This window comes from Bacillus thermotolerans (genome assembly GCF_000812025.2).
Taxonomy (GTDB): Bacteria; Bacillota; Bacilli; order Bacillales; family Domibacillaceae; genus Quasibacillus; species Quasibacillus thermotolerans.
Genome location: NZ_JWJE02000102.1, coordinates 1 through 1,723, shown reverse-complemented (window position 1 = coordinate 1,723; position 1,723 = coordinate 1). Strand labels below are relative to the sequence as shown.

Here is a 1,723-nt window from a genome sequence, read left to right as displayed (position 1 = left end):
GACCCGTTCCCATCCCGAACACGGAAGTTAAGCTCTTCAGCGCCGATGGTAGTTGGGGGCTTCCCCCTGTGAGAGTAGGACGCTGCCAGGCTATTTAATTAATCTTTATTCCGCAGTAGCTCAGTGGTAGAGCAATCGGCTGTTAACCGATCGGTCGCAAGTTCGAATCTTGCCTGCGGAGCCAATTATGGAGAGCTGTCCGAGCTGGCCGAAGGAGCACGATTGGAAATCGTGTAGACGGTTACCGCCGTCTCAAGGGTTCGAATCCCTTGCTCTCCGCCATTATAACCAGTAACATTCTTAATTACGGCCCCTTGGTCAAGCGGTTAAGACACCGCCCTTTCACGGCGGTAACACGGGTTCGAATCCCGTAGGGGTCACCATGTGGAGGATTAGCTCAGCTGGGAGAGCATCTGCCTTACAAGCAGAGGGTCGGCGGTTCGAGCCCGTCATCCTCCACCATGTAAGTTTTATTATATTGTTGCCGCGGGGTGGAGCAGTTCGGTAGCTCGTCGGGCTCATAACCCGAAGGTCGCAGGTTCAAATCCTGCCCCCGCAATTATGGTCCGGTAGTTCAGTTGGTTAGAATGCCTGCCTGTCACGCAGGAGGTCGCGGGTTCGAGTCCCGTCCGGACCGCCATTTATACATAAGTTAGGCTCAGTAGCTCAGTCGGTAGAGCAATGGACTGAAAATCCATGTGTCGGCGGTTCGATTCCGTCCTGAGCCACCATTTATGCCGGTGTAGCTCAATTGGTAGAGCAACTGACTTGTAATCAGTAGGTTGGGGGTTCAAGTCCTCTTGCCGGCATTTGTGGAGGGGTAGCGAAGTGGCTAAACGCGGCGGACTGTAAATCCGCTCCCTCAGGGTTCGGCGGTTCGAATCCGTCCCCCTCCACCATTCTTATAGGGGCATAGTTTAACGGTAGAACAGAGGTCTCCAAAACCTCCAGTGTGGGTTCGATTCCTACTGCCCCTGTTGATTAACATGGCGGTTGTGGCGAAGTGGTTAACGCATCGGATTGTGGCTCCGACACTCGTGGGTTCGATTCCCATCAATCGCCCCATATAATTGGGCTATAGCCAAGCGGTAAGGCACCGGACTTTGACTCCGTCATGCGCAGGTTCGAATCCTGCTAGCCCAGCCATTTTTTTCTTTATGGCAGCATAGCCAAGTGGTAAGGCAGAGGTCTGCAAAACCTTTATCACCGGTTCGAATCCGGTTGCTGCCTTGGTCTTTACACAGGCGGGTGTAGTTTAATGGTAAAACCTCAGCCTTCCAAGCTGATGTCGTGGGTTCGATTCCCATCACCCGCTCCATTAATAATGATGGGCCTGTAGCTCAGCTGGTTAGAGCGCACGCCTGATAAGCGTGAGGTCGATGGTTCAAGTCCATTCAGGCCCATTTTATTCCGCAGTAGCTCAGTGGTAGAGCAATCGGCTGTTAACCGATCGGTCGCAAGTTCGAATCTTGCCTGCGGAGTTGTTCATGGGGGGAGAGCCGTTGGCCTCTTCTTTCTGTCTATGCGCCTTTAGCTCAGCAGGATAGAGCAACGGCCTTCTAAGCCGTCGGTCAGAGGTTCGAATCCTCTAAGGCGCGTATATTGGTTAAATAGAAAAGCCCAGCTTCTCATTAAAGTGTACCCTATAGAGTAGACACCAAAAAAAGTCTACCTATAGGGTACTTTTTTGTATAATTAAGAAACACAACTAGAGATAACATGG

General features: G+C 51.8%; 17 tRNA genes and 1 rRNA gene. All 18 read left to right on the top strand.

Annotation, left to right across the window (positions count from 1 at the left end):
• Positions 1-91 (top strand): 5S ribosomal RNA (gene rrf, locus QY97_RS19735); the annotation flags it as partial.
• An 18-nt stretch (positions 92-109) separates the two neighbouring features.
• Positions 110-184: transfer RNA gene (locus QY97_RS18880), tRNA-Asn, on the top strand.
• A gap of 5 nt (positions 185-189) precedes the next feature.
• Positions 190-282, top strand: a tRNA-Ser gene (locus QY97_RS18875).
• Positions 283-308: 26 nt separating this feature from the next.
• Positions 309-383: transfer RNA gene (locus QY97_RS18870), tRNA-Glu, on the top strand.
• A gap of 3 nt (positions 384-386) precedes the next feature.
• Positions 387-462: transfer RNA gene (locus QY97_RS18865), tRNA-Val, on the top strand.
• A 23-nt stretch (positions 463-485) separates the two neighbouring features.
• Positions 486-559 (top strand) — tRNA-Met (locus QY97_RS18860).
• 4 nt (positions 560-563) lie between these two features.
• A tRNA-Asp gene (locus tag QY97_RS18855) sits at positions 564-640 on the top strand.
• Positions 641-655: 15 nt separating this feature from the next.
• Positions 656-731 (top strand) — tRNA-Phe (locus QY97_RS18850).
• A 5-nt stretch (positions 732-736) separates the two neighbouring features.
• A tRNA-Thr gene (locus tag QY97_RS18845) sits at positions 737-809 on the top strand.
• 5 nt (positions 810-814) lie between these two features.
• Positions 815-899 (top strand) — tRNA-Tyr (locus QY97_RS18840).
• Positions 900-906: 7 nt separating this feature from the next.
• Positions 907-977, top strand: a tRNA-Trp gene (locus tag QY97_RS18835).
• Positions 978-989: 12 nt separating this feature from the next.
• Positions 990-1,065 (top strand) — tRNA-His (locus QY97_RS18830).
• Between the two features lie 6 nt (positions 1,066-1,071).
• Positions 1,072-1,146, top strand: a tRNA-Gln gene (locus tag QY97_RS18825).
• Between the two features lie 13 nt (positions 1,147-1,159).
• Positions 1,160-1,230, top strand: a tRNA-Cys gene (locus tag QY97_RS18820).
• 14 nt (positions 1,231-1,244) lie between these two features.
• A tRNA-Gly gene (locus tag QY97_RS18815) sits at positions 1,245-1,318 on the top strand.
• An 11-nt stretch (positions 1,319-1,329) separates the two neighbouring features.
• Positions 1,330-1,403 (top strand) — tRNA-Ile (locus QY97_RS18810).
• Between the two features lie 6 nt (positions 1,404-1,409).
• Positions 1,410-1,481 (top strand) — tRNA-Asn (locus tag QY97_RS18805).
• Positions 1,482-1,524: 43 nt separating this feature from the next.
• A tRNA-Arg gene (locus QY97_RS18800) sits at positions 1,525-1,598 on the top strand.
• Positions 1,599-1,723 lie beyond the last annotated feature (125 nt).